Source organism: Streptosporangium sp. NBC_01755, assembly GCF_035917995.1.
GTDB lineage: Bacteria > Actinomycetota > Actinomycetes > Streptosporangiales > Streptosporangiaceae > Streptosporangium.
In genome coordinates this window covers 5,174,552-5,200,303 of record NZ_CP109131.1, presented here as the reverse complement: position 1 = coordinate 5,200,303, position 25,752 = coordinate 5,174,552, and the positions used below count along the sequence as shown (strand labels likewise).

The window sequence follows — 25,752 nt, the reverse complement described above, 5'->3', positions numbered from 1 at the left end:
AGGATTCAGATGACGATCAGTGTCTTCGATCTCTTCAAGATCGGAATCGGCCCGTCCAGCTCGCACACCGGCGGCCCGATGGCCGCCGCCCACAAGTTCGCCCGGGGCCTGCACCAGGACGGGCTGCTGGAGAAGACCGTCCGGGTGAGCGCCATCCTGTACGGCTCGCTTGGGCTGACCGGCAAGGGCCACGGCAGCGACAAGGCGGTGCTGCTCGGCCTGTCCGGCGAGAAACCCGAGCTGGTCGACGTCGACACGGTCGACGAGCGGCTGGCCGCCATGCGCGAGTCCGGCACCATCTCCCTGTACGGCTCCCACGAGATCCCCTTCGTCGTCGGCGAGGACCTCGTCTTCGAACGCAAGATCTCGCTCCCCGGCCACCCCAACGGCATGCGCTTCACCGCACTGTCGGAGTCCGGCGAGACGCTACGGGAGAAGGTCTACTACTCGGTGGGCGGCGGCTTCGTCGTCGACGAGAACGCCACCGGCGCCGACCGGATCAAACCCGACGACACGGTCCTGCCGTACCCCTTCACCACGGCCGCGGAACTGCTCGCCCAGTGCGCGGAGACCGGGCTGTCGATCTCCGGGCTGATGCTGGAGAACGAGCGGGCGTTCGGCCGCACCGAGGCCGAGATCCGCGCCCAACTGCTCGTCCTGTGGCAGGTCATGAGCGAGTGCGTGCGGCGGGGCATCGGCAAGGAGGGCGTGCTGCCCGGCGGGCTGAAGGTCCGCCGCCGCGCCCACCAGCTCCACCGGCAGCTGCGGAGCGAGCCGGCAGAGAAGGACTCGCTGCAGACGATGGACTGGGTCTCGCTGTTCGCCCTCGCGGTCAACGAGGAGAACGCCGCCGGCGGCCGGATCGTCACCGCGCCCACCAACGGCGCCGCGGGCATCATCCCCGCCGTGCTCACCTACTACGACCGCTTCGTCCGCGAATCCGATGACGAGGGGGTGATCCGCTTCCTGCTGACCGCGGGGGCGATCGGCGTGCTGTTCAAGGAGAACGCCTCCATCTCCGGGGCCGAGGTGGGCTGCCAGGGCGAGGTCGGCTCGGCCTGCTCGATGGCCGCCGCCGGGCTCACCGAGGTGATGGGCGGCACCCCCGAGCAGGTCGAGAACGCCGCCGAGATCGGCATCGAGCACAACCTGGGGCTGACCTGCGACCCGATCGGCGGCCTGGTGCAGATCCCGTGCATCGAGCGCAACGCCGTCGCCTCGATCAAGGCCATCGCCGCGGCCAGGATCGCGCTGCGCGGCGACGGCCGCCACTTCGTCTCGCTGGACAAGGCCATCAAGACGATGCGCGACACCGGCCGGGACATGCTCGACAAGTACAAGGAGACCAGCCGCGGCGGGCTCGCGGTGAACGTCATCGAATGCTGAGCGGGAACGGCCGGGGCCCTGACGGACAGGCTGTCAGGGCGGCCTTCCCGATGCCCGGGGCCGGTGGATCCGCGCTTCCAATGAGGAACGCCCGAGAAACGCCCGAAGGCACCCGAGCTCAGGGACACCCGAGCTCAGGGCACCTGGGCTCAGGGCACCTGAGGAACGTCTGAGGAACACCGCATAAAACTCGATCACCACCAAATTTCGCATCACGTATAGGCCCCTCCTGTCCCGCGCCTATGCTGGGTGGCCATGTCCGCGGGACTTGGGAGGTCGTCGTGGTAACGGGAGCGCATCCGGCGAACCGTTCCTCGCGAGTGCTCCGTTTTCTCGGGTCACACTGGCTCTTCATGGCCGCCCTGCTGGTCGGCGGCGGCCTGCGCGCCCTGGCCGTGCTCGGCTACCGGCCCGCCCTGTGGTTCTGGGCCGACTCCTTCGTCTATCTGAACGCCGGGCTCGACCCCCGCCCCCTGGAGTCCCGCCCCGCGGGCTACTCCCTGTTCCTGTGGATCCTCAAGCCGCTGGCCAGCGTCCAGGCCGTGGTCGTCGTCCAGCACCTGCTCGGGCTGGCCGTCGCGCTCTGCGTCTACCTGCTGCTGCGCAGACTGGGCCGGCTGCCGGGATGGGGCGCGACGCTCGCCACGCTGCCGGTGCTGCTGGACGCCTACCAGATTCAGCTCGAACACCTCGTCATGGCTGACCTGCTCTTCCAGTTCCTCGCGGTGCTGGCGGTCACGCTGCTGCTGTGGCGGCGGCGCCCGGCCGCCTGGGTCGCGGCGCTGGCCGGCCTGCTGCTGGCCGCCGCGACGGTCACCCGTACCATCGGGCTGCCGCTGATCGCCGTGGCACTGGTCTGCCTGGTGATCCGCCGGGCCGGGTGGCGGGCGGTCGTCTCCGCGACCCTGGCCGCCGCGATCGGCCTGGGCGCGTACGCCGCCTGGTTCGAGTCCGAGCACGGCGGCTACGCGCTGACCCGGGGAAACACCTTCCTGTGGGCGCGGACGATGACCTTCGCCGACTGCGCCAGAATCCAGCCGACCGGACCCGAGGCGGCCCTGTGCCCCGTCGAGCCGGTGGGGCAACGCGCGGCACCGCCGGTCTACATCTGGGGCGACGCCTCACCGCTGACCAAGGTCGAGGGCAGCTGGGCCGAGCGCGACGCGCTCGCCGGCGCCTTCGCCACCCAGGCCATCACAGCCCAGCCGCTGGACTTCCTGCGGGCGGGCCTGGACGACGCGGCCCACATCTTCGACTGGACTCGGCGCGTCTACCCGACCCCCGGACCGCAGAGCGCCTACGTCTTCCCCGACACTCTGCGCCCCTTCCCAGCCGGGGCCGCCTCCCAGGGGAAGACCGCCGAGCAGCTGACCGTGGCCTACCAGGGTGCCTCGGGCGCGCCGACGATGGCCGAGCCGTACGCGGGCTGGCTGCGCGGCTACCAGGAGTACGGCTTCGTGCGCGGCCCGTTCCTCGCGGTGATCTGCCTGGTCGGCCTGGTCGGTGTGCTGATGCGGCTGCGGCGGCTCGGCGGCGCGGTGCTGCTGCCCTGGGCCGCGGGGACCATGCTGCTTCTCCTGCCGCCCTTCATCGCGGCCTTCGACCACCGCTACGTGGTGCCCGCCCTCCCGTTCCTCTGCCTGGCCGCCGGACTGGCCTTCGGCGTCCGGCACCAGGAGAGCGCCCCCGAGGAGGTGGAGGACGAGGAACCGGACGAGGGCCCGGACGAGGAACCGGTGTACGGCAGGACCGCCGGGCATCCGGCGTACGGCAGGACCGCCGAGCATCCGGTGTATGCGAGCCCCATCGAGGAACCGGCGTACGAAAAGTCAGCGGCGGTGGACGTGCAGGCGAATCACCGTGCCGAGTTCTACCTCCCCGAGAGCCCGTCTGACCTTCCCCACCGCGTCCTTGTTCAGCCGCGCCACGAGCTTGCCGACATCGGTCCCGGGCGCGCAGCCCACACTGATTCGCAACCGCTCATGCCTTACGTACCTGACCCGAATCCGGGCGAGCCCTTCGACTTCTTTAAGGGCAACAGCGAGCATGGCGGTTCCCGTTCCGGTCCGCCTGCCCCACCGTCCCCATCCCAGGGCGTGTAGCAGCCACCTCACCGCCAGCAGCGCGAGCACCGTCAGCAGCAGCGCGACCAGCCACCCCAGCCACGGATGTGCGGCCAGCCAGCCGGGGAACCCCCCGCGCACGAGCCTGGCCCCTGGTGGCTGGCCGGGGAGGTCACCACGTCCCCGTAGGAAGGCGTAGAGACCGGCGCAGACCAGCACCGCGCCGGTGACGGCCAGGCCGATCCGGTTGCCGACGTACGGTCTCATCGGACCCTCCGCCCGCGCAGCCGCACCACGACGTCGCCCGCGCACATCGCGCCCAGGCCCGCCAGCCGATCGCCCACCGCCGCGCCCACTCCGCGCAGCACCGGCCCGGTCCGCTCGGCCTCGGTGAACACGGTGACCTCGACGATCCGCGGCGCGAGCCGGACCCGCGCCCCGCTCACCTCCTCCACCGAGGCCGCTGCCTCCCCCAGCGTGCGGCAGAGCCCGGGCCTGGTGATCCCGATCACCATGTGCGGATCCCCCGATTCCAGCGGCACCAGCCTGGGCCGCCCCGGCAGGGCGGCGAACCCGAGCATCAGCAGGCCCGCCGCCATGGCGAGCACCGCCACGGCGAACACGGTGGGATCCGACCAGTTCCACGAGCCGGCACCGTTGACGAGCCGCCGGTAGGGCATTCGCGCGACGGGCGACTCCAGCAGCAGGCCCACGGTCACCGCGGCCGCGGCCGAGAGCACGACGGACGCCGCCAGCGCCGCCGGCACGCCCATCGGGGTCCTCCCCGGCCTGAGCATCCGCACCGACCTGCGGCGGACGTCCTGGAACTGCTCGGCCGCCCTGCCTCCCGAGCCTCCGGTGCTCCCCGAGCCCGCCAGGACGTCCTGGAGAGTAGTCGTCATTCGGTCAGGTGTACGCGTTCCGGCAGGGGCGAGGCCGGGATCAACCGCCCTCTTGCGCGATCTTGGAACCCTCCTGGCAGGAGCATTGACCACCCGTCCAACAACATGAACATTGCTCACATTATCCCGAGCCGGGTTATCCTGCGAACATGGACGACCTCCAGCGCTACAACCGGGCCACAGCACACCTGGACCCCCCCTTCGCCGTCCTCGATCTGCCCGCCCTGCACGCCAACGCCGAGGGAATGCTCCAGCGGGCCCACGGCAAACCGATCAGGGTCGCGAGCAAGTCCATCAGGTCCAGGGCCGTGCTCGAACGGATCCTCGCCATGGACGGCTTCACCGGGATCATGGCCTTCACCCTCCCCGAGGCCCTCTGGCTGGTCTCCACCGGAATACGGAACGTGCTCGTCGCCTACCCCACGGTGGACCGCGCCGCGCTCGCCGAACTGGCCGCCGAACCGCTCGCCGCCCGGGAGATCACCATCATGGTGGACCGGATCGACCACCTCGACCTCGTCGACTCCGCCGTCGCCGGCGTCCACGACCGCCAGGAGATCCGGGTCTGCCTCGACATCGACGCCGGCTACCTCACCTTCGGCGGCCGGTTCCGGGCCGGCGCCCGCCGCTCCCCCGTCCGCGAGAGCGACCAGGCCGCCGACCTGGCCACTCAGATCGCCAAACGCCCCGGGTTCCGCCTCGTGGGCGTGATGGCCTACGAGGCGCAGATCGCCGGGGTCGGCGACGACCCTCCCGGCAAGCCCGCCCTCACCCGGGCCATCCGCCTGATGCAGACCCGATCCCAGCGCGAACTGATCACACGCAGGGGCCGGATCGTCCAGGCGGTCCGCCAGATCACCGACCTGGAGTTCGTCAACGGCGGCGGCACCGGCAGCATCGAGAAGACCGCCGGGGAGAGGGCCATCACCGAGATCGCCGCCGGCTCCGGCTTCTTCCACCCCCGCCTGTTCGACTTCTACCGGGGCTTCACCGGCCACCCCGCCGCCCTCTTCGCCCTGCCCGTCGTACGCCGCCCCGCCCCCGGCGTCGTCACGGTCCTCGGCGGCGGCTACCCCGCCTCCGGCGTCCCCGGCGACGACCGCCTGCCCCAGCCCTACCTGCCGTGCGGGCTGCGCTACGACTCCGACGAGGGAGCCGGCGAGGTCCAGACCCCCCTGGTCGGTCAGGCCGCCGAGGACCTGCGCACCGGCGACCGGGTCTGGTTCAGGCACGCCAAGGCCGGCGAGCTCTGCGAGCGCTTCGCCGGCCTGCACCTGATCGACGGGGACAGGCTCGTGGACGAGGTCCCCACCTACCGGGGCGAGGGCCGCACCTTCCTGTGACCCACCGCCCGCGCGAGGGCATGGCCCCCGCACGCGGAGCGGGCACCCGTCGCCCACCGGCGGGTGCCCGCTCGTGTCTCATCCCCACCCTCCGGCACCGGAAGCCTGCGCTGCTCCCACGCCCGGAGAGGCCCCTGTACCGGGTGAGGCCCTGTACCGGGTGAGGCCCCTCCTGATGAGGCCCCTCCGTGAGGCCCCTCCTGATGAGGCCCCTCCTGATGAGGCCCCTCCGTGAGGCCCCTCCTGATGAGGCCCCTCCGTGAGGCCCCTCCTGATGAGGCCCCTCCTGATGAGGCCCCTCCTGATGAGGCCCCTCCTGATGAGGCCCCTCCTGATGAGGCCCCTCCTGATGAGGCCCCGAGAAGACCTCAGAAGCCCAGGTCGAGCTCGTACCACCTGCTGCACTTGTAGGTGGACCAGCCCCGGTAGCTGATCTGGCAGGTCCTCACCTGTACCTCGCTGACGTCGTGCGCCGTGACGCGGAAGTACTTGATGTCGTCATAGCCGCACTGCTTCACACGCTTGATGACATTCCAGTCCTCGTCATCGGACGAGGCGGCCCGAACCTCGAAGTAGCCACACCGGCCGCCCCGAGCCAGAGAACGCCTGTCACCGTCGTACAGCCCGCCCCGCAGCACGAACGTGTTCTCATCCTCGTCTTCGCCCTCGACCGAGTACTCGGCCTCAACCGTGGCCAGACCGTTCCTGGACTCCTGATCGAAGCTGTCGTCGAAGTCACGCGCGGCCGACGTCGGCGCCGCCGCGAAGGCGGCCGGAACCACCGTCAGCATGAGGCCGGTGGTCGCCGCCACCGCGACCGCAGCGCGAATGATGCTTTTCACGGATTTGCCCTCCCTTTTCCTTGCTCGCAATGTTCCGCGAGCAGGGAAAAGGGCACATGAGTAAACCCCTACTCAATTCGGGACCGCCGATCACCGGCGACGGCGCCGCCACAGCATAATCACCGCGCTGACCGCCAGCACCGCACCCACACCGATCAGAATCGGCGCCAGATCCGGCCGGTCATCCGCCCACAGATCCTCGGGCTCGCCGTCCAGCCTGACCGGTTTCGGCCCCGCCGCACCGGTCACCAGATCACCGACCTGGGCGACGAAATGCTCCGCGTTCGCCCTGACCTTCGCCACACCACGCTCCGCGACCCGCTTGGGGTTCACCCGGTCCGCGATGGCGTCCACCGTCTGGGCCAACTCCGCGCGCGTGCGCTCGATCCGCCGCTCCAACTCCGCGGGATCGGTGTCCGCCATGGCTCTCCTCCCCTACTCCTTGACATCGATCAGTCTGTCAGGTCCGGCCCACCCACGGCACTTCGGACAGGCCGGTAAGTTGACCTGGGAACCATTCCTCGGAGGGACATATGAAACTCGAGCCGGGCGACGCCGCCCCGGACTTCACGCTTCCGGCCGCCGACGGCACCACCGTGTCGCTGGAGCAGTACCGCGGCAGGCGCGTCATCCTCTACTTCTACCCAGCCGCGATGACCCCGGGCTGCACCAAGCAGGCCTGCGACTTCCGCGACAACCTCGCCTCGCTCACCTCGGCCGGCTTCGTCGTGCTCGGCGTCTCGAAGGACACCCCCGCCAAGCTCGCCAAGTTCGTCGAGCGCGACGCGCTGACCTTCCCGCTCCTGTCCGACCCCGCGCTGGAGGTCCACAAGGCCTACGACGCCTACGGGGAGAAGATGATGTACGGCAAGACGACGGTCGGGGTCATCCGCTCCACCTTTGTCATCGACGCCGACGGCAAGATTGAGAAATCCCTCTACAACGTGAAGGCGACCGGCCACGTGGCCCGGCTCCGCCGCGAACTCGGCGTCGATTAAATCCCTTTTTTAGCTATTTATCGTGATGTCGGCACGCGTCGAGAATTGTCGTACCCGTTACCTAGGCTTGGCGCGTGCCTGTCAAATACAAATACACTCCCGAAATGCTGGCGGAGGCCGCGGCCGACTCCCTCAGCATCGCCGACGTCCTCCGCCGCCTCGGCATCACCATCGCGGGCGGCAACCACGCCCACATCAGCCGCCAGCTGAAGCGCTTCGGAATCGACACGTCGCACTTTCGCAGGGTCTCCCCCAACAGAGGGAAGCCCTCACCACGACGCAGTCGCCCGGAACAGGTTCTCGCCATACGATCGGAGGGCAGCCCGCGCTCGAACCCCGGGCAGCTCAGGCGCAGCTTGATCGAGATCGGGATGCCATACCGCTGCGCGGGCTGTAGGATCGAGGGCGCCTGGCAAGGTCAGGCATTGATACTGCACGTTGACCACATCAATGGCAACCGGCTGGATAACAGAAAAGAAAACCTGCGCCTTCTCTGCCCAAATTGCCATTCACAGACAGAGAATTTCGCAGGCAAGAATAGGGGTCGTAGCCCAACGGCAGAGGCAACGGTTTTAGGAACCGTCCAGAGCGGGTTCGAATCCCGTCGACCCCACAAAACAATTCAAAGCCAACCGGTCGACATGAAATCGATAGACACCAGCATAACAATATCGGCCCAGGATTCATTCTTCATAGAATATTGCCGGACCGAAAGACGCTTCGCATCGAGATCTGCGGTCATACGCAGAGCCATTCAATTACTGCGCGAATCCGTCCTCGCGGAAGACCGTGCCGCCGCGTCCGGTGTGGCGGGTGAGGCCGGGGATGCACGTTCGGGTGGCTTCGCCGTGGGGAACGGCTTCGGTGAGTCACCCGCGTGAGCTCCGGTCGACCGCTCATGGGACCGGCGTCGCCCGGAACGGCACGATGTCCACCGCTGGACGGGAAAAACCCTGTGGATCCGCGCGGGTAAGCGGGTGATTCGGGTGAGATCACCGAAGCATCCGAGCGGGCGCGGAGCGGTATCCGGTGTGGCGGCTCTATCCGGTATGGCGGGGGGAACGGGGGAAAAACGTCAGGTCGCGCGGCTTGGTCTGTGTGCCGCGCGACCCGGCGTCGTTGTGATTGATCACCACAAACTATCTCCCTTTACTCACCCCGAAGGGCGCTCCCATAAACCATGGTGCCACAGGGGCCGTAAAGGCTCTGTAAGTCGTGCCGGATGTGCGACCTGGGTCGTACATCGGGCTCCGCCTTCAGGGGGAAGGGGCGTGATCTGCGTATACGTATCGTGGTGGTGTGTTCGGCAGATTACGCGCCTGGAGCAGGCGCCATCCCAGGGTTACGGACGCGCTGTGGCTGAGCCCGTTCCTGCTGGTCTCGGTGCTCAACGTCTGGGCCGTCGGGACGGGTGACCTGGCGGCGTTGGGGGCGACGAGGCTCGGGCACTGGGGGTTCGCGGGGCTGGGGTTGCTACTGTTCGTGCCTCTGCTCTGGTTGCGGCAACGTCCCGTCACGGTCTTCGTGATCATCTCGCTGACCTGTTTCCTGCAGTGGCTGTTCGGTATGCAGCCACTGTTCTTCAACGTCTCGGTGCTCGTCGCCATGTACGGTGTGGCGTCGCGGCGCCCGCTGCGCTGGGCGGTCGGCGCGGGCCTGGTGGTGGAGTTGGGGCTGGCTCTGGCGTTCGCGCGGCCGGCACTGCCCCTTGACCTGAGTGCCTTCGCCACGGCTTCGGCGTTCGCGGTGGCGATCTGGATCGCGGGCATCTATACGAACACCCGTCGCCGCTACCTGGAGGGGTTGGAGGAGCGGGCCGAGCGGGCGGAGCGGGAGCGCGACCAGCAGGCCCGGTTGGCGGCGGCGGCGGAGCGGGCCCGGATCGCCCGTGAGCTGCACGATGTGGTCGCGCACAATGTGAGCGTGATGATCGTTCAGGCGGACGGGGCGGGTTATGCGATCGAGCATGATCCGGAGCAGGCGCGTCAGGCGATGCGTGCGGTCTCGGCGACGGGGCGCGGGGCGCTGGCGGAGATGCGGCGGATGGTGGGTGTGTTGCGGGCCGACGGTGTGCAGGAGGAGTACGCTCCGCAGCCGAGCCTGTCGCAGCTGGACGATCTGGTGGCGCGGGTGCGTGCGTCCGGGTTGGCCGTGGAGTTGCGGATGCTCGGTGTTCCTCGGGAGCTTCCGGAGGGGGAGCAGTTGACCGTTTATCGGATCGTGCAGGAGGCGCTCACCAATACTCTCAAGCATGGCGGTCCGGACAGCCACGCCGTGGTGGAGATGGAGTACGGCGTACGGGAGTTGCTGTTGCGGGTGACCGACGACGGTCGTGGTGCGGCGGCGCCGGAGCGCGAGGGCGGGCACGGCCTGGTCGGCATGCGGGAGCGGGTCGCGCTGTTCGGTGGGAGTGTGGAGGCGAGGCCCGGTCCCGGTGGCGGTTTCCGGGTGGTGGCGCGGCTGCCGATCGGTGAGGCCGGGGCGGGCCGGGCGGCTTGAGGGCGGGTGTCCGTGTCGGGCGTGGTGGCGATCGGGCGCGTCCCGCAGGGTGTTCTGTGGAGAGCGACCGGGCGTGTCCGGTGGAGAGCGGGACGGGTGTGGAGTGGTGAGCGATCAGGTGATTCGGGTGATGCTGGTCGACGATCAGGAGTTGCTGCGTACCGGGTTCCGGATGGTGCTCGGTGCCCATCCCGGCATCGAGGTCGTCGCGGAGGCGGGCAACGGGGCCGCCGCGGTGGAGGCGGTGCGGGCGGTCGAGGTCGACGTGGTGCTGATGGATGTGCGGATGCCGGTCATGGACGGGGTGGAGGCGACGCGGTTGATCTGTTCGGTGGCCGGGGGTCCTCGGGTGCTGATCCTGACCACGTTCGATCTGGATGAGTACGTGTTCGCGGCGTTGAAGGCGGGTGCGTCGGGGTTCCTGCTGAAGGATGTGCCGCCCGCCGATCTGGTGAGTGCGATCCATTCGGTGCACAGTGGGGACGCGGTGGTGGCGCCGAGTACGACGCGGCGGTTGCTGGAGCGGTTCGCGGTGCATCTTCCCTCGGCGGGGGCGGTCGAGCCTGCCGCGTTGTCGGGGTTGACGGCGCGGGAGCGTGAGGTGCTGGTGCTGGTGGCGAGGGGGTTGTCGAACACGGAGATCGCCGGTCGGCTGGAGTTGGCGGAGGCGACGGTCAAGACGCATCTGGGCCGGGTGCTGGCCAAGCTGGGTCTGCGGGATCGGGCGCAGGTGGTCGTGTACGCCTACGAGTCCGGTCTGGTGACCCCGCATTCGGCCGACTAGTGCGACGTTCCGCACCGAAGGTACAGATCCACCTCGGTCCTGGCATCAGGAAGGCAGGCCGACAACCTCGGTTTCCCCGCAGCGCGTTCGCAACCTCTGCTGAGGAACGGAGAGCACTGGCTCCGCTGGCCGACATCGGGGACAGTGGTCGCAGATCAATATCGGCATGTTCGAGGTGCGCCGACCGTTCTCGTCCTTCCGTCCCGGCCGGCCCTCGTGGATGTCATCGGCCGAATGGCCGAGGTGGTGCTGCGACGTAGGTGGTGTCTCCTCTTCTGGGTACGCCCTGCGTAGGGCCGCAGGCCAGGCCTAATTCATGATGGATACCGCTTTTCCCGCCAATAGCGTTTGGTGCGTCATAACGCCACACGTTGTTGAGGAGAGCGAACCGTGACCATCACCGGAGAGGTCGGCACGTGGGACACGCGCGGAAAAGGCGCGGAGCCGGCCGTGACGGCCAGGGGTCTCACGAAGGTGTACGGCCGGGGGGACACCGCGGTGCACGCGCTGCGTGGCGTGGACGTCTCGTTCTCGGCCGGTGCCTTCACCGCGATCATGGGGCCCTCGGGGTCGGGCAAGTCCACGTTGATGCACTGCCTGGCCGGGCTGGACACGGTGAGCGGCGGGCAGGTGCGCATCGGGGACGTGGAGCTCACCGGTCTCAACGACAGGCAGCTCACCCTGCTGCGCCGCGAGCGGATCGGTTTCGTCTTCCAGGCGTTCAACCTGCTGCCGACGCTGACCGCCGAGCAGAACATCCGGCTCCCGCTGGAGATCGCCGGGCGGCTGGCCGACCCGGAGCTGTTCGACCTGGTGGTGGAGACCGTGGGGTTGCGCGACCGGCTGGGGCACAGGCCCTCGGAGCTGTCCGGTGGCCAGCAGCAGCGGGTCGCGGTCGCCCGTGCCCTGATCAGCGGGCCGCAGGTCATCTTCGCCGACGAGCCCACCGGCAACCTGGACTCGCGCAGCGGTGCCGAGGTGCTGTCGTTCCTGCGTACGTCGGTGCGCGAGCTCGACCAGACGATCGTGATGGTCACCCACGACCCGGTGGCGGCCTCGTACGCCGACCGGGTGGTCTTCCTTCGGGACGGCCTGCTGGTCAGCGAGTTGGTGGGGCCGACGCCGCAGTCGGTGCTGGACACGCTGATGAAGCTGGAGGCGTGAGGTGCTGAGGACGACGCTGGCCGGGCTGCGCGCGCACCGGCTGCGCCTGATGCTGACGTCGCTGGCGATCGCACTGGGTGTGGGCTTCATCGCGGGGACGTTCGTACTGACCGACACCATTGAGGCGGGTTTCACCCAGAAGTTCGCGGCGGCGGCCGACCGGATCGACGTCGCGGTGCTCCCGGGGCCGGACAAGGGCGACGAGCCGTCGGCCGTCTCCGACGCGACCCTGGAGAAGATTCGCGCCACGGCGGGTGTCGCCGACGCCCAGGGGCTGGTGCGGGGCACGTCCGCCCTGATCGGCAAGGACGGCAAGGCGGCCGGTGATTACCCCACGGCGGGGATCTCCCTGCCCGAGGGCGCGCTGAACCGTACCTCGATCGTCAGCGGTGCGGCGCCGAGGACCGCGAGGGAGGCGGTGCTCGACGAGGGTACGGCCAGGACCCGTGGTTTCAAGATCGGTGACACCGTCGCGGTGCTCGACTCGGAGAACGCCAGGCACGAGTTCACCCTGGTGGGGCTGTTCGACATCGGCCTGGACCAGGAGATCGGGTACACCGGCGCGGTCGGCTACACCACCGACACCGCCAGAAAGATGACCGGGCAGCGGGGGTTCCGGGAGGTCGACGTCGTCGCCGCCGAGGGTGTCTCCCAGGAGACGCTGCGCGCCTCGGTCGCGGCGGCCGTGGGGGCGGATCACCAGGTCAAGACCGGTGAGCGGTACGCGGCGGACCTGGCCAAGGCCAACGGTGCCAGCAGCGAGTTCCTCACGCTGGGTCTGCTGCTGTTCGGCGTGGTGGCGATGTTCGTGGCCGCGCTGGTCATCTACAACACCTTCAACATCCTGGTGGCCCAGCGGACCCGTGAGATGGCACTGCTGCGCTGCATCGGGGCGACGCGCGGGCAGGTCTTCGGCTCGATCGTGCTGGAGTCGGCGGTGGTCGGCCTGCTGTCGTCGGTGCTGGGCCTGCTGCTCGGCTACGGCATGGGTGCGGGAGCGCTGGCCGTGCTGACCGCGCTCGACGCGCCGCTGCCGTCGGTCGCGGCCTCCCTGACGCCTCGTACGATCGTCCTGGGCCTGGTCATCGGCCTGACCGTCACGGTCGGCGCGGCGCTGCTGCCCGCGCGGTCGGCGACGCGGGTGGCGCCGATCGCGGCGCTGCGCTCGCAGGCCGAGGAGCAGACCTTCAGGGCCGGCCTGATACGGATGATCTTCACGGTGCTCTTCCTGGTCTCGGGCGCGGGGGTCACCGCGACGGGAATGGCCATGGAGCCCGGCGAGACCGCGCTCGTCGTGGTCATGGCCGGCTGCTCGCTCGTATTCCTGGCGGTGCTGACCCTCGGCCCGGTGATCGTGAAGCCGCTGTCCGCCTTCGCGGGCTGGGTTCCGGCCAGGCTCTTCGGCGTGCCGGGCAGGCTGGCCGTGGACAACTCCCGGCGTAACCCGAAGCGGTCGGCGACCACCACGGTGGCGCTCACCGTGGGTGTGACGCTGATGACCGTCATCTCCGTCCTCACCGGCACCATCCGGGTGACGTACGCCCATCAGCTCGACGAGCAGTTCCCGGTCGACTACCTGGTGCAGAGCCAGGATCGCAGCTCGGAGTTGCCCCGGGCGATCGCCGAGGACCTGCGGACCAGGCCTGAGCTGACCGCGGTCGTCGCGTTCCGCGGGAGCACCGCCAGGCTCGGGACCGGGGACGAGAAGTACGAGGTGGGGACGTTCACCCCGGCTCCGGGCTTCGTCCCTAAGCTCGACGCGGGCTCGATCGACCGGCTCGTACCGGGGACCGCGCTCGTCGCGGACCACGTCGCCGAGCGGCTCAAGGTCGGGGTCGGTGACCGGATCACCGTGCGGACGGCGAAGGCGGGTGCGGTCGAGCTGTCGATCGTGGGCGTCTCCGGCCCGGAGGCGGGCCTTTCCGGTGTGACGGTGCCGGAGCGGGAGTTCGACCGCTACTTCGGCGAGGTGGGCGACAGCCGGGTGATAGTCAACTACTCCGACGGGGTGGATCCCGACCGGGCGCTCATGGTCGTCGAGGCGGCGACGCTGCCGTATCCGACGGCGAAGGTCGCCAGCTCGACGGAGGTGCGGGGCGAGTTCGACGAGGCGCTCGACATGATGCTGATGATCATCACGGGGCTGCTCGGCCTGGCGGTGCTCATCTCCCTGCTGGGCATCGCCAACACGCTCTCCCTGTCGGTCCACGAGCGCACCCGCGAGTCCGCGCTGCTGCGGGCACTCGGCCTGACCAGGCCCCAGCTGCGGCGGATGCTCTCGGTCGAGGCGCTGGTCCTGGGGCTCATCGGCGCGCTGGTCGGCGTGGTGCTGGGCATCGGGTTCGGCTGGGCCGCCGCGCGGACGATGACCGAGAACGTCATCTTCCAGTTGCCGGTGCCGCAGATCCTGTCGTTCGTGGCGCTGTCCGGCCTGGCCGGGGTGCTCGCCGCGGTCCTGCCCGCCCGGCGCGCGGCCCGCGCCTCGGTCGTGGGCTCGCTCGCGAGCGGCTGAGCAGGCCGGAGCGCGACCGAACGGGCTGAGCGAGGCCCGGCAAGACCGCGATAAGGCACGGCCAGGCGGGTCGAGCGGAGCCCGGCAAGGCCACGATAAGGCCCCGCAAGGCCGGACGGGTCGAGCAGGGTGGCCGGGACGTCTCCGTTATCGGGGGCGGCGTCCCGGCCACTGCTCCGCCACCGTCTCGGGGTTGAGCAGCGGCCGGATGACGATCTCACCGGTGGCCCGGTCGACGACCACGCACCCGGAGCCGGCGGTGTCGGGCAGCACGCTGGGATCGTCGGACTCAGGCTCGTTCGCCCAGGCGACATAGCCCTCTTGAAAGGCATAAATCCTGATATCGACGGCGGCGCCTGCGCTGCGGACACCGTTGAAGTACTCCTCCGCCACCGCCCTGGCCTGGTCCGGGTTCACAGCCGCCGCCCCTCCCTGTCGATCACGACGCAGAACACGCCGGTCACCGACTCGTACGGCGGCTCCACCGCCATGTGCCCCCGCTGCCCGTCGATCCAGATCACCTCGCCGTCGAAGTTCACCGCGTTCCAGGCGTGGCTGCCCCCGGCCGGCCAGCGGTTGATGACGACGGCCGAGGAACCGTGCCCACCGGCCAGCAGCGCCTGCGCGATCGGGAGGTAGGCGTGGCGCCCCTGCCCCACGTACTGGAAGCGCTGTCCCAGCCACCGCTCCGCCCTGGCCACTCCCCCGGCCTCGCCGCTGAGCAGCGGCCTGCCGACCCGGTCGTACTCGGGCCGCCGGGGCGCGGCCACCGCCGGGGCCCCGTACCAGGTGGAGAGCACCGACAGCGCGCAGTCGATCGCGTTGGTGGCCCGGAACGGGTCGTCGGCCGGCCCGGTCCCGTTGATCAACCTGATCCACATGCCGCGCGGGTCGGGGAAGCGGCGCGGGGTGCCCTGCTCGGTGAGGGGGACGGCCCGCAGCATGTCCTCCTCGGTCTGCGGATCAGGCCTGGCCAGCCCGCCCGCCACCCCGTACGGCCGGCACTGGTCCAGCCGGGCCGGCCCCCAGCGCATCCGCTCCCGCTCCAGAGGCGCCGCCGCCGAGGCCGCCACCTGAAACTCCAGCTCGAAGTCCCGCCACCGCTGCCCGTCCACGGTCACCACGGGGTTGTAGACCCCCGAGGCCAAACTCCACTCGCTCACCGGCTCCCCCGTCCCCGAACCCCTGGGAGCCAGATAGTAGAGCGGCCCACCCACCCGACACGGAGGAGTTGACCATTTAAAGGCCAGGGTTAACGGCCCTGCGGCCTCGTGGAGCGGCATCGAGGTCGCCGACACCGCCCTGACCTTCTCCGTTTCGGGCTCGCGCACGCGGGCGGCACGAGCGCCCTGCCCGCCGAGGCACTCGCCGCCGGCCACCGTCCCACCGCGCCGTGGCCCGGTGCCGACGGCTACGGGATCGGCTGGGGCGTGCAGCGCCACGGCGACCTGTCCATCGCCTTCCACGGCGGCAGCATGGGCGGGGTGGCCCGACGCCGGCTACGAGGAACATCGCACTAGGAGCTGTTTGAGGTTCGGATCTAGGTGAGGCCCGGCCGCGGTATCTTTCTCCCGTATTCCGGACGCCCCCGGTACGAGGCGAGAGCCAGAATGTAACCTCGACAGCGCCGATACCAAGTCGTACCGTTCAGGGTCTGTGCCGGAACAATCACGGGAGCGGCCTCAATGATCAAAGCTGTCATCAGCCCGGACCAGTACGGCACCAACCCGTACTCGGTTCCCACCGCCAAGTACCGCATCGAGAATCCGCACATCACGCCGGGCCAGAACATCGCGACGTTCCACCTGACCCGGCGGCGCGACATAGACGACCAGGGCACCGTCACGGACTGGTTGTCTCCCGCCGAGTACCCGGACCGGCTCATCACCGTGCCCAGCCTGGGCGTGGCGTTCAAGCAGGACGTCGGCATCCGCGGGAAGACCATCACCCTCAACACCAGCCATTCGGAGTATCAGCTCTACCAGCACAACCAGGAATTCGTGGCGCTGCGGGAAGCGGAAACCTGGCCCCGCTACTACGTCATCGACTGGGTCTTCACCGAGCGGCCCGCCTGTGGCGCCAAGTTCCACAACTGGAAAGTCGTCGCGGGTGGCTGTGAGCGCCTCCTCGACCACTGCGAAGACCAGCAGAGCCTGCGCCTGTGGGACCGCGACAAGGGTGGGGAATGGCCGTACAGCAATCGCCCCGACATGCAGATCACCGTCCACAGCATGTTTGACCCCGGCACCGCCAGCAGTGCGATCAAGGCTGCTGCCGCCGCCTACAAGAAGTCCCTGCAGAAGTAGTCTCTCGCACCGGGGGTAGCCCAGACCACCGTCGTGCTGGTCTGCCCCCGCGACCAGTGAGACCGCCGGGTACCTGATTCGGGCTAGCGGGGGCTCAAACGCGCTCAGATGCGCCAGTCGGCGAGAGGGCTCTAGGCACTGCGGCTTGACGCTGGAGTTCGGGAAAGCGAGCGCCCCAGAGAACGCGGACGGGCGGCGGTAGCACCACCTCCGGCCACAGTCTGCGCAGCATCGCGGCGTTGAGGAACTGCCGTAGATCCGCAGGAGTCGCGCTTTCCCGGATCACCCGCATGTACAGCAGGCGCGCATCGGCGAGCTGATCCAGGTGGTAACCGCGCTTCGGCCCCCAGTCGAGATGCCTGGGCAGCATGACCACACCGTCGACCGGCCCGACGAGCTCCTCCAAGGTCGTGGGCACGACATATGGACGGAGCGCTCCATATCCCCTGGCATGCATAACCTCAGCGTGACCGATAGAAGCATGATCATGCCTGGCCCCGGGATATGGCCGGCGGGAACATGACGGATCCCCCGCTCGATCAGCAGTAGCTGCACGACCGCCAGCGCCCTGTCATGACTTTCCGCCGTAGCCTCATCGACCACCTCAGAAAAAACCGACGAAACCACGCGCTTCGCCATTTACCCTCCAAGGTCGGAACCATCAGATTCGGACCGCGAATGCCTTGCCATTCGCGCCGCTTCCGACCTTATGAATTGCCAAGAGGGCTGACTTTCACTTTTTCAGTGAAAGATCTCTCCGCGATAATTCCCTAGAGTGCCATTCTGTTTTCGAGCCGCCGCAGGGATTCGGGGACGGTTCGATAGTGGGCGAAGAGTTGCCTGGCAGTACTTCTGGCAGTGGGATGGAAGTACGTCATCTCAGGCGCGACTTTTTCGGCCACAACAAGCCGTTTCAATGCCTTTTCCTCCTTACCCACCCAGGCCAGGGTTCGCACAGGTCAGCCCTCGCGTGTTGGTGGCTTTGGTCGGCCGATCTCAGCCAACCGGCGTGCGGGGGCCTATTGCTGCACCTGCTGAGTCATCGAGGTCATCTTGCGTTGGCCGGGGAACCGTTCTGTGCGGGTGTCCCGACAAAGGCCGCGATGTGCTGGATACCGGGGCTGTAGCCGTTCGCGGTGTCGACCATCAGTGTTGGGACGTCCAGCGAGATCGGCACGAAGGACTCGAGTGAGTGTTGCCCTGCCGCGATCGCTTCGAGTAGGTCTTGATCAGCGTGCGCCGCTCGGTGGTTGCCGTGCTCGGCGCGTTGGGCGATCCGAGCGTGGGCGATCGCTGCGGGGACCCTGCAGCGGATGACTCGGATGTGTGCGAGATCGGCGAGCGGTTCCAGGTTCGGGCGCCATAACCGGTCCTGGAAATTTGGCGTATTCGGCCGGGTACCGGTGGGCCATTTCCGGTACGGGCCGGTGTTCCACCAGGTGTTCGATGGTGAAGTCTGCGGCGGTGAACTCCTCGACCCAGTACTGGAGGGGTTGCCGCCAGTATCTGTGGAGCAAGCCGCAGGACCAGGTCTCGTCGACGTGCCGGGCGTCGAAGTAGCTGCCGCCGTCGGCGAGCCAGTCGGCAGCCGGGTGGCTGGTGGACAGGACGAGTCGTCCCTGCGGGCGTAGGACGCGATGGAGTTCGCGCAGGGCGGCGACGCGGTCGTGGACGTAGTGGATGACCAGCGTCGCGAGGATGAGGTCGATGGTGGCGTCGGGCAGCCAGTCAAGGGGTTCGTCGAGGTCGTGCCGGCGCACGGGCACGGCGGGGCCGAGGCGCCTGCGGGCGTGTCGGACCATGTCTGCGCTTTGGTCGAACCCGATGGCGTCGGCACCGCGCGCGATGAGCTCGGTCAGATACAGACCGGGCCCGCATCCGGCGTCCAGGACGCGCCGACCGTCGACGTCGCCGATGAGATCGAGGACGGTGGGCCGGTCGTAGAGGGCGTTGTAGGCGCTGCCGGCTGCTTCGTCGGCGAAGGTCTCGGCGAAGCCGTCGTAGGCCGCTGCCGCGCTCAGGCGAGCGCGGGCGAGCGTGAAGCTGGCGGGGGTCGACGTTGAGCAGCGTCAGCCGCAGGTCGTGCCTCCAGCTGTCCACGACCGATCGCGGTGATCGACCACCGTCGCGTACGACGATGACCTCGAAGTCGCGCAACCTCTGGCGCGACAGGCTGCGTAGCGCCCGGTGCAGCGGACCCGGACGGTCAGCCGTGGGGATGATCACGCTGATCACGGGACGCTCCTGAGATCGAGGTGGACATCGTCGCTGAGTTCGCACCGCACCCGTGCGCTGGCCAGGCGCCGTGCTGGTTCGTCGCCACCGCGCAGGGTCGCGGCGGCCGGGGCGGGTACCGCTGAGATCCGGTAGAGCTCCGCGCGGGAGGCGGTGGTCGACGATCGGGTGGTGCGGATCTGGACGGCCCATACGGTTCGCCGGTCGCGGGTCACCTCGATGGCCCGTCCGGCTTGGGCGTCGCTGATCAGTATGTTGCCGCCCGGGAGTCGTTCGCAGCCGCCGGCCATCGCGCAGAACAGGTCTTGCGGCGGGTCGGCCGTGTACTGCCACACGATCGCGTCGCTGCTGGGGTCGATCTCCAGCACGCGGGAGCGGCCTACGGCGTGACCGTTGTCGAAGACGAGCACGGTGCCGCCGGGCAGGGCGGAGGGCTGGTGTTGGCCTGAGAGCTCACCCGGCCCCCAAAACCACCGCACCGACCGGGCTGCCAGGTCCAGCACCGCGATCATGTTGAGTTCCCGCAAGGAGACCAGCACATCGCCCTGACTCCATACCCCGCCAGGATGGGCATCGAGGATCTCGACCGTGTTGGCGTGCAGAACGTCGCTGGGCGAGCCGGGTAGGTCTCGCAGCAACCGGGAGACCTCTCGTCCCCGGTGATGGCCGCTCGACCGGTTCGGCATGCAGGAGCGTGCCGCGTCGAGGTTCGGCGAATTCGCTCTGCGACGCCCGATCTCGTCCTCGATTAGCGAGCGCGGGGTGTGGTGGGAGGTGAGCGCGTCGTACAGCGAATGGGCCGCGAGGATGCCACCGTCGCGCCCGAGGATCGTCACCGTGTTGTCCAGCAGGATGTGGGTGCCGCCGCGCCACTTTGTTGCAGCAGCCGCTGGCCGCCTCGCACAGTGCCCACCGCTCAGGGCGCAGGCTCAGCTCGAACCCCGGGTCCAAGACGTTGCCGTAGGAATGCCGGTCCAAGACCGCGTACCTCGAACACCGGTAGGTCTGGCCATGGATGTCGATGAACAGGTAGTCGTGGCCGGCCCGGCAGGCCGGCCCAGCGGGGAGGTCAGGCCCATCAGGGCGACCTCGGTGAGCGCGCCGTCTCCGCCACAGGCGACCACCGTGCTCAGCGCGTCGGCGGTCCGCATCAGCGGAACCGCGGCAGCGGCGTCGCCGGTGTGCTCAAAGGCCTTCGACGGGGCGAAGGGGTCGTAGCCGAGGTCGACGTTGAACCGCAGCCCCGCCTCCAGCGCTGCGCTCTTCACCCGTTTGACCGTCTCGCTATCGTCGAACAGCAGGGCGTTCACCACGACGAAGCAGCCGTACTCCTCTTGCGCGAAGCGTGCGGCGCAGATGAACTTCTCCAGGCTCATCTGACTGTCGTGCCAGGTGAGCCAGAGCGACAGCTTCCCGAGGTTGGCCATGGATTCGATCGTCGGCAGCCGCTGCTTCAGCAGGCAGGCGTTGGACAGCAGTTCCACGTACCGCACACCCGGCTGCCGGGTGAGCCAGCCCGCCCTCTTGAGGAAGAACGGCGAGGCGAAAGGCTCGCCCAGGCTACCTAGACGCACCTCGACCTCGAAGGGCCGCGACCCCAGCCAGCCCGTGATGGAGGTGAACGTGTCACGGTCACCAGGGTCCTTCCAGTCATACCTGCGGCTCTTGGCCCAGGACCCGACGGACACGCAGTACGGGCAGTCGAAGTTGCACAGCCGCTGGGCGGCGACGTACCAAATCCTCACTGGCTGCGACATGGTCCCCCTCATCCGAAGGTCGCGATGGGCCGGAAGTCCCGGCCGGGAAAGTCAAGCTTCTGGTTATGACAGCGCCGGCACAGAAAATCGTCGGCCGCCTCGGCCACCCCGAACACACGCCGCCGCAGGCGCACCGCGATGTCGCTGGTCATGAGGTCGTCGACCGAGCCGTCGCGGATGTTCCCGAACACCTCCCGCTGGTAGTAGTCGTTGCAGCACAGGAACAGGTCACCGCGAACGCTGACGTTGGCGTGCTGGACTGGCCACCCGCATCCGGTGAGCCGCCCGTCCACCCGCACGTCCCGGAAGTACTCCGCCCCCACCTCGCCCACCCGGTCGCACGTCAGGCTCGGATAGATCTCCACCCCGAGCGGCTCGTACCGGCGGGCCACCCCGGCGAGGTTGCGCACCAGGCGCTCACCGACGCCGTTCACGACGATCTGGACGCGGAATCCGGCGCGGATCGCCCGCTCCAGGTTCTGCACGGTGTGCGGGTAGCTGCGCGAGCCGGTCAGCTCTGCGAACTCCCGCGGGTCGGTGCTGGGCAGGTTGACAATGAGGTGGCGAAGAACGCCGTGACGGCTCAGCGCGTCGATCTTGTCTTGGGTGAGTCCTGAGGCGTTGGTGTAGAGCGCGAGCTGGAGTGTACTGCGCCAGCACAGCGAGGCGGTCGGTGAAGTACTTGTCCAGGGTGGGTTCGTTGAAGAACTGGAAAGTCACGTAGTCGATCGTTGCGACCTCGGCGAGTTTCGCGATGATCTCCTCGAAAAGGTCCATCGGCATGGTCTGGCGAGGCTTCGGGTCGGTGGCGACGGGACAGAAGCGACAGCCCCAGTTGCAGTGGGCGGTAACCTCGATCTCCCCCGACACCAGCCGGTACTCCCGGCAAAGATCGTCGGGTGTCTGCAGCCAGGTGCGGTCGACGGCCGCGCCGACCCGATCGGCACCGAATCGCCCCACCAGATGCTGAACACTGCAGGGCTCCTGCGCGCACGCCGTGAGCATCTCCAGCACCCGGCGGTCGCTCTGCCACACGATTTGACGGTCGAGCCCGACGATCCCGAACACCACGTCAGCCGCCGGAGGATCACCCTGGGGGAACGTCGGACCGAAGGTGTCGGTCAGGTAGATGACCGGTGGATCGGCGCCCGGCGCGACATGGGTGAGATACGGCGATGTCTGAAGCAGCTCCGGCAGCATGATCCTTCTCGGGCGCGTCCGCCCCGAGGCAACGGTGAATACCTCGGGGCGGACGCGGTCCAGCAGGGCGGAATCGATCGCCGCGGTAGTGCAGGCCACCTGCTCGGCCCGTTTGGTCGTCATGGGCTCAAGGCTCCCTTCATCCTTGCGGAGGAGGCCGACATCGCAGTACGGGGGTGATGTTCGCGGTCGGGGGTGTTCAGCCGGGCCAGGGCGTCGGCGAGGTCTTGTGCGACCTGCTCAGCCGTGAGCGGATCAGTCGGGTGCCGGGTCATCGAGCCGCTTCCAACCGCAACTGGTCGCGCAATGCGACCATCGTCGGCGCCTCAACGCATCCCTCCCCGTGCGTGGCTCGCCATTGGTCGCCCACCCGCTCCAGGTGCCAGCCCGGAAACTCCCCCAGGGCCTCGCCCGTCGCCTCTACGCACGTCATCGGATGCTCCTCCTGGCTTGCCCTACGGCGCACGTCGCCGCTTCGACCAGTGGAACGCGGACAGGACGGACGCGGCCACCTTGTAGCCGAGACGTTGCGAGGCGTAACGTGAGACCGCCAAACGTCCCCCAACGCCCCTGAGGGGATCGCCTCATGGTCAATGAGCGCCTGCGCAACACGCTGCTGTCCAGCCCCTACACCGAGGCCTCTCTCGCCGCCCACCTCGGCCTGGACACCAAAAGCGTGCAGCGGTGGATCACCAAGAACATCACCCCCCGCCGGGCGACCGCTCACCGCGCCGCGCAAACCCTGAACGTCCCCCTCGCCTGGCTATGGCCCGAGCTTGCCATCGAGCCGACCGCGGCGGCGGAATCGGAGATTGTTCGGCTATATCCGCATCGCTCCGACACTCCCCGCCAGATGTGGCTGGATCTGCTCACCCAGGCGCGCAGCCAGGTATGGCTGTTCGCCAACGCCAGCCTGTTCCTGCCCGAGGACAACCCCGACTCCATCACGGTCCTCAAAGACAAGGCAGCCGCAGGAGTGAGCGTGCGCATCATGATGGGCGATCCCGACTGTCCGGAGATGACACTCCGCGGCGTGGAGGAACGCCTGTATGACGCGATCCCCGCGCGGATCCGGATGGCTCTGGCCTACTACAGCCCGCTGTCGCAGGCCCCCGGCATCCAGTTCCGTCTCCACCGCACCTCTTTGTACAATTCGATCTTCCGCTATGACGAGGAGATGCTGGTCAACCAGCACATTTACGGGACCTACGGCTACATCGCGCCGATCTTGCACCTGCGGCGTGTCGACGGCGGTGACTTCTTCGACACTTACCTGCGCAGCTTCGAGCGCGTCTGGGAGAGTGCCTATCCGATCCAGGAGTCGAACTTCTACCAGCAGCGGCAGATCTTGATCGAGGAGAGCATCAGGCCTTCAGGTGCGCCGAAATCTGAGCCTGAACATCGGTGACCGCCTTCACCACGGCGGCGGTGTCGGCCAGATCCGCCAGCGCCACATCCGCCCCCTCCGCGAGCAGTTCGGCCACGGTATTCGGCCCAGAAGCCACCCCGATGGCGACAGCTCCGCCGCGGCGGGCGGCTTGGATGTCGCGGATGGTGTCGCCGATCAGCACCGTGCTCGACGCGTCGAGCATGACCTGGTACTTGGCCCTGGCCCGGTTGCGGGCCACCTCCACCAGGTGGGCCCGGACCAGGTCATCAGACCCATATCCACCCACCTCGAAATCCAGCCCACCGTGTAGATTGAACACCTCCACTTTGGTGAACGCGTTGGGCTGCACGTTCCCGGTCAGCACGGATTGGATGACCCCGGGCATCTGGCCCAGCGCGGCGATCGCCTCCCGCGCGCCCGGCAACGCGTGGCCACGTTGACGCAGCCGGTCTCGTCTCGCGGCCAGGGCACAGGTCAACACCTCCGGGAACCGGGCCAGATGCGCCGGCGTGACCTGCACGTCATGCCGCTCCAGAAGATCGCGCATGATCTCCGGATCGGTCCGGCCATCTGTTCGGGCACGGTGCTCGGCAGGCCGGCCGGTCAGCAACTCGAACGCGGCCGCGTAGGTCTCCTTGCTGACGCCTGCGTTCTCGATCAGAGTATGGTCGACATCCCACAAGACAAGCACGCAAGCCGGTACCGAATCCACCCGCGGGTCTCCGATCAGAGAGAAGGTTCACATGGTAACGCTCACCTGCCCGGCCTGCCGAGAGCGGCTCTCATAAACGAAGGTTCGCGATACACAAAGATCAACATGGCGTTCCCGTAGGTCGCCTCTGTAACGCATGCCGTGTACGCGCCTATGTAACGTGCAAAGCTTGTGCGCAGCAGCCCCCTTGACACACCGACCCTTCAGACGGTCATGCGCCCTTGCAGCGCACGCAGTGGTTCCGGAATCCTGCGATGGACTCGTACGAGCTGGCGGACCGCCTCTCTTGCCGAAGGGTGGAAGCGCGTCATCTGCGGCGCGACCCGCTCAGCGTTGATCATGCGCTTGAGCGCCCTGTCGTTGTCGTTGACCCACAGATGAGCCCTTGCCATGTCGATCTCGTGGTGCGCCCGGCGCTCGTCATTGTTGTCCGGTCCGGATAGGTCGACACCCTGGTCCAGCCGAATGGCTTGATCGAAATCACCCAGTTCGACGGCCACCGCACACCCGTGAATTGAGGCGTTCCCCGGGTTCATCTGCAGGCCGTAAGGGTCGCGACGATCTCTTGGGCTGATCCGTGCCGCCGCCTCGGTCGCGGTCCCGTGGTGCTCCCAGGCATCCGCTGTCTTCCCCGCTCTCGCGGCGGTGATGGCCGCGTTCAGATGCAGCGCCCCGAAAACCTCCGTTGACACCGGGTTATCCTGATCGACTTTACTCATGGCCTGCTGGACCATTTTGAGGGCGACATCCCAGGAACCCATGGTCATCAGCAACCGTGCCCGGCCCAGGGTGACCACATACGGCAGATATGGATCTTCCGCGCGCTGCGCGGAGAGCGTCGTTCGTTCCACCACGACCTGTGCCAGGTCGTTGTAGCCGAGGCGGCGTACCAGGGATCCAGCCAGCGCTTGAGCACGGTTGAGCAGACGCCAGGCACGAACCGTATCCAGTTCCATGACCTGAATCGTCAATTCCTCCAGGAGCGCAGGCAGCAGAGCGCCGAGCTGGGCGTACGACACAGATTTTTGAAGCTTCTGAAGCGCGACCACCTCAGCGGCCAACTCGTCGAGCGTTCGGGGAGGCATGCCCAGTTCGGGTGCGACGTCCACATAGGCCAAGGCCACACGAATGGCAGGAATCGCCGCGTGCACGGCGTCACTGCGTTCGTCGGTGCCCCGGTATGGTTGCCCGTTGATCTCCGCCGGATCCACCGAGCAGGCCCGTGCGACAGCTGCGACAAGAGACGGGGTGGCGGGCCTGGCGCCCGACTCGACCTTGGCGATCAAGCTTCGAGAGACATGCGCGAGCCCGGCCAAGCCTTCCTGGGTGAGATTTCGGAGCTTCCGCGCCTTGGCTATCCGGTCCCCGGTGTGCTCGCTACGCTCGGCGTACGTCAGGTCGGGGTTCCAGTCCTGCCCGGTCATCTCGGTGCCCTCCTCGCGACTGCGCGGCGTCTCCACGATAACGAGCCACCCCTGTCAACGAGGGAAAGATTCCCCTTCCGCCAGGTGATAGCCGACCGCATACGCATCCAACTCGGCTTCGGCAGCGGCCTGCCGCTCCGGGTCGGCCATCTCGGGATACAGCCGGTGTGCCTCGGCCTTGACCTCCTGCCAGCGGCGTACAGGGCTCACCGGCGCACCATCCCTATGTCGGTGG

The 25,752-nt window shown here is 68.2% G+C and carries 26 protein-coding genes, 1 tRNA gene and 2 pseudogenes; 13 read left to right on the top strand and 16 right to left on the bottom strand.

All coding sequences use genetic code 11. The features are described from left to right. Positions 1–9 precede the first annotated feature (9 nt). Both OG884_RS24790 and OG884_RS24785 read left to right on the top strand, forming a co-directional pair. Entirely contained in the window at positions 10–1,386 is a 1,377-nt protein-coding gene (locus OG884_RS24790) for an L-serine ammonia-lyase (RefSeq protein ID WP_326636677.1), read from the top strand. 353 nt (positions 1,387–1,739) lie between these two features. Further along, positions 1,740–3,488: a hypothetical protein gene (locus OG884_RS24785; RefSeq protein WP_326636675.1), complete on the top strand. Its 1,749-nt coding sequence runs from the start codon at positions 1,740–1,742 to the stop codon at positions 3,486–3,488. A gap of 224 nt (positions 3,489–3,712) precedes the next feature. On the opposite strand, the gene OG884_RS24780 is transcribed toward OG884_RS24785, so the two are convergent. Beyond that, positions 3,713–4,351: a DUF6286 domain-containing protein gene (locus OG884_RS24780; RefSeq protein WP_326636674.1), complete on the bottom strand. Its 639-nt coding sequence runs from the start codon at positions 4,349–4,351 to the stop codon at positions 3,713–3,715. A 149-nt stretch (positions 4,352–4,500) separates the two neighbouring features. On the opposite strand from OG884_RS24780, the gene OG884_RS24775 reads away from it, so the two are divergent. Next, positions 4,501–5,694, top strand: coding sequence for an amino acid deaminase/aldolase (locus OG884_RS24775; protein ID WP_326636672.1), 1,194 nt, complete (start codon positions 4,501–4,503; stop codon positions 5,692–5,694). A 368-nt stretch (positions 5,695–6,062) separates the two neighbouring features. Here OG884_RS24775 and OG884_RS24770 read toward each other — a convergent pair whose 3' ends face one another. After that, positions 6,063–6,536, bottom strand: coding sequence for a hypothetical protein (locus OG884_RS24770; RefSeq protein ID WP_326636669.1), 474 nt, complete (start codon positions 6,534–6,536; stop codon positions 6,063–6,065). A 90-nt stretch (positions 6,537–6,626) separates the two neighbouring features. Continuing rightward, complete coding sequence (locus OG884_RS24765; RefSeq protein ID WP_326636667.1) at positions 6,627–6,959, bottom strand: DUF3618 domain-containing protein; 333 nt, start codon at positions 6,957–6,959, stop codon at positions 6,627–6,629. A 110-nt stretch (positions 6,960–7,069) separates the two neighbouring features. On the opposite strand from OG884_RS24765, the gene bcp reads away from it, so the two are divergent. The 7 genes and pseudogenes from bcp to OG884_RS24730 all read left to right on the top strand — a co-directional run bounded on the left by bcp (position 7,070) and on the right by OG884_RS24730 (position 14,493). Further along, positions 7,070–7,534: a thioredoxin-dependent thiol peroxidase gene (gene bcp / locus OG884_RS24760; protein WP_326636665.1), complete on the top strand. Its 465-nt coding sequence runs from the start codon at positions 7,070–7,072 to the stop codon at positions 7,532–7,534. A 104-nt stretch (positions 7,535–7,638) separates the two neighbouring features. Next, a pseudogene (locus tag OG884_RS37610) lies at positions 7,639–8,001 on the top strand (hypothetical protein); the annotation flags it as partial. Positions 8,002–8,074: 73 nt separating this feature from the next. Continuing rightward, positions 8,075–8,147: transfer RNA gene (locus OG884_RS24750), tRNA-Leu, on the top strand. A 686-nt stretch (positions 8,148–8,833) separates the two neighbouring features. Further along, positions 8,834–10,033 (top strand): sensor histidine kinase, encoded by a 1,200-nt coding sequence (locus OG884_RS24745; RefSeq protein ID WP_326636661.1) that lies wholly within the window; start codon positions 8,834–8,836, stop codon positions 10,031–10,033. 118 nt (positions 10,034–10,151) lie between these two features. After that, positions 10,152–10,817, top strand: coding sequence for a response regulator transcription factor (locus tag OG884_RS24740; protein WP_326646983.1), 666 nt, complete (start codon positions 10,152–10,154; stop codon positions 10,815–10,817). Between the two features lie 390 nt (positions 10,818–11,207). Continuing rightward, positions 11,208–11,981 carry an ABC transporter ATP-binding protein gene (locus tag OG884_RS24735; RefSeq protein ID WP_326636659.1) on the top strand — a complete coding sequence of 258 codons (774 nt, stop codon included), beginning with the start codon at positions 11,208–11,210 and terminating at the stop codon, positions 11,979–11,981. 1 nt (position 11,982) lies between these two features. Then, positions 11,983–14,493, top strand: a complete 2,511-nt coding sequence (locus OG884_RS24730) for an ABC transporter permease (RefSeq protein ID WP_326636657.1) — start codon at positions 11,983–11,985, stop codon at positions 14,491–14,493. Positions 14,494–14,640: 147 nt separating this feature from the next. Here the strand turns inward: OG884_RS24730 and OG884_RS24725 are convergent, their stop codons facing one another. Together OG884_RS24725 and OG884_RS24720 are read right to left on the bottom strand one after the other, a co-directional pair. Further along, positions 14,641–14,910: a hypothetical protein gene (locus tag OG884_RS24725; protein ID WP_326636655.1), complete on the bottom strand. Its 270-nt coding sequence runs from the start codon at positions 14,908–14,910 to the stop codon at positions 14,641–14,643. Continuing rightward, positions 14,907–15,656, bottom strand: a complete 750-nt coding sequence (locus OG884_RS24720; protein ID WP_326636653.1) for a toxin glutamine deamidase domain-containing protein — start codon at positions 15,654–15,656, stop codon at positions 14,907–14,909. Before OG884_RS24720 ends, OG884_RS24725 begins: the two co-directional genes overlap by 4 nt. 108 nt (positions 15,657–15,764) lie before the next feature. Between OG884_RS24720 and OG884_RS24715 the strand changes: the two genes are divergently transcribed. After that, the gene (locus OG884_RS24715) at positions 15,765–16,013 is read left to right on the top strand and encodes a hypothetical protein (RefSeq protein ID WP_326636651.1); all 249 of its coding nucleotides are present in this window, start codon (positions 15,765–15,767) and stop codon (positions 16,011–16,013) included. 165 nt (positions 16,014–16,178) lie between these two features. Next, positions 16,179–16,799: a hypothetical protein gene (locus tag OG884_RS24710; RefSeq protein WP_326636650.1), complete on the top strand. Its 621-nt coding sequence runs from the start codon at positions 16,179–16,181 to the stop codon at positions 16,797–16,799. 94 nt (positions 16,800–16,893) lie between these two features. Here the strand turns inward: OG884_RS24710 and OG884_RS24705 are convergent, their stop codons facing one another. From OG884_RS24705 to OG884_RS24675, 8 genes and pseudogenes are all read right to left on the bottom strand, one after another. After that, entirely contained in the window at positions 16,894–17,217 is a 324-nt protein-coding gene (locus OG884_RS24705) for a hypothetical protein (protein ID WP_326636649.1), read from the bottom strand. 811 nt (positions 17,218–18,028) lie between these two features. Further along, positions 18,029–18,820 carry a class I SAM-dependent methyltransferase gene (locus OG884_RS24700; protein WP_326646982.1) on the bottom strand — a complete coding sequence of 264 codons (792 nt, stop codon included), beginning with the start codon at positions 18,818–18,820 and terminating at the stop codon, positions 18,029–18,031. Between the two features lie 94 nt (positions 18,821–18,914). Further along, positions 18,915–19,025, bottom strand: a pseudogene (locus OG884_RS37605) (glycosyltransferase family A protein); the annotation flags it as partial. A 5-nt stretch (positions 19,026–19,030) separates the two neighbouring features. After that, complete coding sequence (locus OG884_RS24695; RefSeq protein WP_326636648.1) at positions 19,031–19,870, bottom strand: arylsulfotransferase family protein; 840 nt, start codon at positions 19,868–19,870, stop codon at positions 19,031–19,033. Between the two features lie 93 nt (positions 19,871–19,963). Then, on the bottom strand, positions 19,964–20,791 hold the full coding sequence (locus tag OG884_RS24690) for a hypothetical protein (protein WP_326636646.1): 828 nt from the start codon (positions 20,789–20,791) through the stop codon (positions 19,964–19,966). Positions 20,792–20,799: 8 nt separating this feature from the next. Beyond that, positions 20,800–21,276: an SPASM domain-containing protein gene (locus OG884_RS24685; protein WP_326636644.1), complete on the bottom strand. Its 477-nt coding sequence runs from the start codon at positions 21,274–21,276 to the stop codon at positions 20,800–20,802. Then, positions 21,209–22,114, bottom strand: coding sequence for a radical SAM protein (locus OG884_RS24680; RefSeq protein WP_326636642.1), 906 nt, complete (start codon positions 22,112–22,114; stop codon positions 21,209–21,211). The genes OG884_RS24685 and OG884_RS24680 overlap by 68 nt, the downstream gene beginning before the upstream one ends. Positions 22,115–22,262: 148 nt before the next feature. Continuing rightward, positions 22,263–22,424, bottom strand: a complete 162-nt coding sequence (locus tag OG884_RS24675; protein WP_326636640.1) for a hypothetical protein — start codon at positions 22,422–22,424, stop codon at positions 22,263–22,265. Between the two features lie 153 nt (positions 22,425–22,577). Between OG884_RS24675 and OG884_RS24670 the strand changes: the two genes are divergently transcribed. After that, entirely contained in the window at positions 22,578–23,399 is an 822-nt protein-coding gene (locus OG884_RS24670; protein ID WP_326636638.1) for an XRE family transcriptional regulator, read from the top strand. Here the strand turns inward: OG884_RS24670 and OG884_RS24665 are convergent. From OG884_RS24665 to OG884_RS24655, 3 genes are all read right to left on the bottom strand, one after another. Continuing rightward, a complete protein-coding gene (locus OG884_RS24665; RefSeq protein ID WP_326636637.1) occupies positions 23,356–24,063 on the bottom strand; it encodes an HAD family hydrolase in 708 nt (235 codons plus the stop codon). The two genes, OG884_RS24670 and OG884_RS24665, sit on opposite strands and share 44 nt — an antisense overlap. A gap of 233 nt (positions 24,064–24,296) precedes the next feature. Then, positions 24,297–25,517: a helix-turn-helix domain-containing protein gene (locus tag OG884_RS24660; protein WP_326636636.1), complete on the bottom strand. Its 1,221-nt coding sequence runs from the start codon at positions 25,515–25,517 to the stop codon at positions 24,297–24,299. Positions 25,518–25,571: 54 nt separating this feature from the next. Next, a complete protein-coding gene (locus tag OG884_RS24655; RefSeq protein WP_326636635.1) occupies positions 25,572–25,727 on the bottom strand; it encodes a hypothetical protein in 156 nt (51 codons plus the stop codon). Positions 25,728–25,752: the final 25 nt, after the last annotated feature.